Here is a 4,812-nt window from a genome sequence, read left to right as displayed (position 1 = left end):
CGCCCAGGATGATGCCGCCGCCGATGCCGGTGCCCAGCGTCACCACCACGAAGTCCTCCGTCCCCTGCCCCGCGCCGCAGAAGAACTCTCCCACGGCGGCACAGTCCGCGTCGTTGCCCAGCAGCAGCGGCAGGTCCAGCGTGCGGCGGAAGAGGGACTCCAAAGGCACGTTCTCCATGGGGATGTTGGTGGTGTACACCACATCGCCCCCCGACACGGCGCCGGGCAGTCCCACGCCCACATATTCCACCTGGGCAGGCTCCGCCCCGCCGGCGGCCATCACGGCCTTGGAGAGCTCCGCCAGCGTGGCGGCAAAGGCCTCCGGCCCCCGGAAGTCCAGGGGCGTCCGCTCCACCGCCAGGATGTGGCCCGTCTCATCCACAAGGCCCGCCTTGAGGTTGGTGCCGCCTACGTCGATGCCAACATACATGTCCGCTTCCTCCTCACATCCGGCCGCCGTCGGCCCGCAGATCCACCCGGCGGGCCAGCTCCTGGGCCGCGTTGACCCCGTAGCGCCGCTGGCGGTTATTCATGGCCGCCACTTCCACGATGCTGGCAAGGTTCCGGCCCGGCCGCACCGGGATCACCAAATAGGGCACCTGGACATCCAGGATCTGGGTGAAGTGCTCTTCGATGCCCAGCCGGTCATAGAACTTGGTGTTGTCCCACTGCTCAAAGTGGACCACCAGGTCCAGGGGGGACTCGGTCTTGATGGCCCGCAGGCCGAAGAGCTGCCGCACGTCGATGACGCCGATGCCCCGCAGCTCGATATAGTAGCGGATCACCTCCGGCGCAGTGCCGATGAGCTGGTTGGAGATCCGGCGCAGCTCCACCGCGTCGTCCGCCACCAGGCGGTGGCCCCGCATGATCAGCTCGATGGCGGACTCGCTCTTGCCGATGCCGGAGTCGCCGGTGATCATTACGCCTTCGCCGTAGATATCCAGCAGCACGCCGTGCCGGGTGACGCAGGGCGCCAGCACCCGGTTGAGGTGCTCGATGGTGTGGCTGGTGAAGTCCACCGTGGTCTCCTGGGTTCGCAGCAGCGTCTTTTCATGCTCCTGGGCGCTCTCCAGGCACTCCGGGAAGCAGTCCAGCCCCCGGGAGATCACCAGGGCGGGAATGTCATACAGGAACAGATCGTCAAAGCACTTGCGCCGGCGCTCGTCGCTCAAGCCCTTGAGATAGGTCACCTCCGCCTTGCCGATGACCTGCAGGCGGCGGGGGTCGAAATAGTCGTAAAAGTCATGGAACTGAAGGCCGGGACGGTTCACGTCCGTGATGGTCAGCTGGGCGGTTTCAAAGTCGCTGCCCTTGTTGAGTACCTCCAGATTGAATAGCGAGACGAACTCCGTGATTTTCAGGCCGCGTTCCTGCATAATGTGATCCTGTCCTTTCCGGCGGGGCAGCGCCCCTCCTGTTGATCCGCCGGATACGAACACCCGGCTGAGCGGTCAAAATTCCGCTGTGCGTACAATTCAATTTATTATATATGATTTTCCCCCTTTTCGCAACACCCATGCCCGCCATCTCCCGGGCCAATCCGCGCTTTTGTCGTTTTCGGCCCCGGAGCGGCTCTGAGCCGGGGCCGAACCGGAGCCGCCGGGCCCGCCCGCAAATTCCTTGAATTTTTTTGAAATTTCTGCTTGCATTTTTCTTTCTTTTCTGTTATTATATCACCTGTGCCTGTGAATAGCCGGCACGCAGTACGCAACAGCAAGGAGGTGCAACGGATGGCAAAGTGCGAGTTCTGCGACAAGGGCGTGACCTTCGGCATTCAGGTCTCTCACTCTCATCGGCGTTCCAATCGTCCCTGGAAGCCCAATGTGAAGCGTGTGAAGGCGATCGTCAATGGTTCCCCCCGCCATGTGTATGTTTGTACCCGGTGTATGCGTTCCGGTAAAGTCACCAGAGCGGTCTAAGTTGTACAAACTTCAATCCCGGACCTTTCGGTCCGGGATTCTTGTTTTTCCGGAGCGGTTTCATCAGAAGCCATCCAAAAAAGAGAGCGGGGTCTCCCCCGCTCTCTTTTCATTGATCTCTTTTCATTTAAAAGGAACGTGCCGGCACTTACAGCCACGCGGTCTCCAGCAGCTCGTCTTTCTTGGCCCGGGTCATCAGTTCCGTGACCACGCCCCGGACGTCCTTGTCGTGATAGAGCACCTCGTAGGCGCAGGTGCAGATGGGCATTTCCACGCCCTCCCGCGCTGCCAGCTGGTGGATGCTCTCGGCGGCGTAGTAGCCCTCCACCACGGCGCCCACTTCCTTCATGGCCTCCTGGGGCGTCTTGCCCTGGCCGATGAGGATGCCGGCCCGGTTGTTCCGGGAGTGCATGGAGGTGCAGGTGACGATCAGATCGCCCATGCCGGCCAGGCCCCCGAAGGTCCGCCGGGTACCGCCCAGCTGCTCGCCCAGGCGGGTCAGCTCCGCCATGGCCCGGGTCATCAGCAGCGCCTTGGTGTTGTCCTGGAAGCCCAGGCCCGTGCAGATGCCGCAGCTGAGGGCTACCACGTTTTTCAGCGCCGCCGCCAGCTCCACACCCACGATGTCGTAGCTGGTGTAGATGCGGAAGTAGTCGTTCATGAACGCGTCCTGGACGAACCGGGCCGCCGCCCGGTCCGGGCAGGCGGAGACGCACCCTGTGGGCATCCGGATGCCCACCTCCTCCGCGTGGGAGGGGCCGGAGAGGGCCACGACCCGGCAGATGTGATGGGTCTCCTCCTCGATCACCTGGCTCATACGCAGGTTGGTATCCCGCTCGATGCCCTTGGAGACAGATACCAGGATGGTCTCCCGCCGGAGGTAGGGTGCCATCTTTCGGGCCGTCTCCCGGACAGCGAAGGAGGGCGCCGCGCTGACCACCATGTCTGCCCCCTCCAGGCAGGAGAGGTCGCCGGTAATATGCAGTGCCTCCGGCAGAATCACGCCTTTGAGCAGGGGATTTTCCCGGGTCTTGGCCATCTCCGCTGCCTTGGCGGCATTGTGGGACCAGAGCCAGGTTTCGTGTCCGTTGTCGCAGAGGACCTGGCTCAGGGCCGTGCCCCAGCCGCCGCTGCCCATAACCACAGCTTTCATGTCTTTCCCTCCCGTTTCGGATGCAGACTGAATTTATTTTCATTTCCATGGAGAAGCCGCCGGATATTGCCCCGGTGCTGCCAGACCACCAGACCGCCGAGTACAAAGGCCAGAATCACGATGGAGACATACGGATAACAATACCAGGAGATAAAGGGGAAGCTGGCTCCGGCCCACACGGACCCAAGAGACACATACCGGGTCAGCACCGCCAGAATCAGGAAGCCGCCCCAGACCACCAGGGCGATCCGCCAGTCTATCATCAGCGCGATGGTGCCGCCGGAGAGGATGCCCTTACCGCCCTTAAAATGGAACATGCAGGGGAACATGTGGCCCAGCAGGCAGAAAAGCGCCGCCCAATACTTGCCCAGGATGGTCCAGTAGACGTCGTAGCTGCCACCGTCCACCCGGATGCCGCTGAAAAGCCAGGCGCCCAGCAGCACAGCCACCACTGCCTTGAGCACGTCGCACAAAATGACGACGAAGGTCAGCGGCCCGCCGAAGGTGCGGTAAAAGTTGGTCAGTCCCGCGTTGCCGCTGCCGTGGTTGCGGACGTCATCCCTCAGGATATACTTGGAGACGATGACGGCGCCGTTGAAGCAGCCGCAGAAATATGCGCCCACGGTGGTCAGCAGCACCAGGATCAGGGGATGGACTCCACTCACTTCCAGCATGACCTCATCCCTCCTTATCGCCCTTTTGGCGAATGGAGAGGATGATGGGGGTGCCCTCCAGGCCAAAGGTATTGCGGATGCAGTTTTCCAGATACCGCTGGTAGGAGAAGTGGAAGAGGCGGGCATCGTTGCAGAACACCACGAAATGGGGCGGCCGGACGCCCACCTGGGTCATATAGTAGATCTTCAGGCGGCGGCCCTTGTCGGAGGGCGGCTGCACCCGGGTCTGGGCGTCCGAGAGGACGTTGTTGAGCATGCCGGTGGTGATGCGGGTGGAGGCCTGGTTGGAGACATAGTCGATGAGCTCGAAGAGCCGGTCCACCCTCTGGCCCGTCTTGGCGGAGATAAAGAGGATGGGGGCATAGGTCATGAAGGCCAGGCCATTCTGGACCTCCTGGCGCATCTTGTCCATGGTCTTGCCGTCCTTTTCGATCAGGTCCCACTTGTTCACCACGATGATGCTGGCCTTGCCGGCCTCGTGGGCCAAGCCCGCCACCTTGGTGTCCTGCTCGGTGACGCCCTCGGTGGCGTCGATCATGATGAGGCACACGTCGCTGCGCTCGATGGCCATGGTGGCCCGCAGGACGCTGTAGCGCTCCACGTCCTCCTCCACCTTGGACTTCTTCCGCATACCGGCGGTGTCGATAAAGACGAACTTGCCCTTGTCGTTTTCAAAACGGGAGTCGATGGCGTCCCGGGTGGTACCCGCCACGTCGGAGACGATGGTGCGCTCCTCCCCCAGGATGCGGTTGATGAGGGAGGACTTGCCGGCGTTGGGCTTGCCGATCACCGCCACCTTGATGGCGTCGTCATCCTCTTCTTCCTCCTGATCCTCCGGCGGGAAATACTGCACGCAGGCGTCCAGCAGATCGCCGGTGCCGTGGCCGTGGACAGCGGAGACCGCGATGGGGTCCCCCAGTCCCAGGTTATAGAACTCGTAAAAGTCCGGGTCCGGGACTCCGGTGGAGTCCATCTTGTTCACCGCCAGGACGATGGGCTTGCCGCTGCGCAGCAGCATGTTGGCCACCTCATGGTCCGCGGCGGTGAGGCCGGTCTTGATGTCCGT

Annotated in this window: 6 protein-coding genes; 1 reads left to right on the top strand and 5 read right to left on the bottom strand. The window is 62.4% G+C overall.

The genetic code is table 11. The annotated features are described in order from the left end of the window. A partial coding sequence (locus tag QZL67_RS08790) for an ROK family protein (RefSeq protein WP_292920175.1) occupies positions 1-430 on the bottom strand: 430 nt, incomplete at its 3' end. Positions 431-443: 13 nt separating this feature from the next. Further along, positions 444-1,376, bottom strand: a complete 933-nt coding sequence (gene hprK, locus QZL67_RS08785) for an HPr(Ser) kinase/phosphatase (RefSeq protein WP_022290355.1) — start codon at positions 1,374-1,376, stop codon at positions 444-446. Between the two features lie 354 nt (positions 1,377-1,730). Here hprK and rpmB point away from each other — a divergent pair, with 354 nt between their 5' ends. After that, on the top strand, positions 1,731-1,919 hold the full coding sequence (rpmB, locus tag QZL67_RS08780) for a 50S ribosomal protein L28 (protein ID WP_022290354.1): 189 nt from the start codon (positions 1,731-1,733) through the stop codon (positions 1,917-1,919). A gap of 148 nt (positions 1,920-2,067) precedes the next feature. Here the strand turns inward: rpmB and QZL67_RS08775 are convergent, their stop codons facing one another. The 3 genes from QZL67_RS08775 to der all read right to left on the bottom strand — a co-directional run. After that, entirely contained in the window at positions 2,068-3,072 is a 1,005-nt protein-coding gene (locus tag QZL67_RS08775) for an NAD(P)H-dependent glycerol-3-phosphate dehydrogenase (protein ID WP_022290353.1), read from the bottom strand. Further along, a complete protein-coding gene (gene plsY, locus QZL67_RS08770; RefSeq protein ID WP_022290352.1) occupies positions 3,069-3,746 on the bottom strand; it encodes a glycerol-3-phosphate 1-O-acyltransferase PlsY in 678 nt (225 codons plus the stop codon). Before plsY ends, QZL67_RS08775 begins: the two co-directional genes overlap by 4 nt. Before the next feature lie 4 nt (positions 3,747-3,750). Beyond that, the coding region (gene der, locus QZL67_RS08765) for a ribosome biogenesis GTPase Der (protein ID WP_292920173.1) at positions 3,751-4,812 on the bottom strand (1,062 nt) is incomplete at its 5' end.

Source organism: Oscillibacter sp. CAG:155 (genome assembly GCA_000436875.1).
GTDB lineage: Bacteria > Bacillota > Clostridia > Oscillospirales > Oscillospiraceae > Oscillibacter.
This window is presented reverse-complemented; position numbering and strand designations above follow the sequence as displayed.